Source organism: Frankia sp. AgB32, from assembly GCF_023243045.1.
Classification (GTDB): domain Bacteria; phylum Actinomycetota; class Actinomycetes; order Frankiales; family Frankiaceae; genus Frankia.
The window spans coordinates 1-255 of the sequence record NZ_JALKFX010000200.1; the positions used below are offsets into that span (position 1 = coordinate 1).

Here is a 255-nt window from a genome sequence, read left to right on the forward strand (position 1 = left end):
GGGATAAACGGCATGCAACGGCGCGGCGGATGCCTCGAAGGCCGGCAGCACGCGCACGAGCCGGCCGGCGTCGAGATCGGCGCCGACGTCCCAGATCGACTTCAACGCAATGCCCGCGCCTTCGAGCGCCAGCGTGCGCGCCGCGCCGCCGTCGTTGGTCAGCAGCGCGGCCGTCACCTCGACCGCCACGCCGCCTTGCGCGCCATCGAACCGCCATTCGGCACGCGGCTGGTCGCCCATCACGATGCATCGATG

Annotated in this window: 1 protein-coding gene; it reads right to left on the minus strand. The window is 71.8% G+C overall.

Translation table 11 applies throughout. The features are described 5' to 3' along the window. On the minus strand, window positions 1-243 hold a 243-nt coding region (locus MXD60_RS30545), incomplete at its 3' end, for a LysR substrate-binding domain-containing protein (protein WP_518468735.1). Window positions 244-255 lie beyond the last annotated feature (12 nt).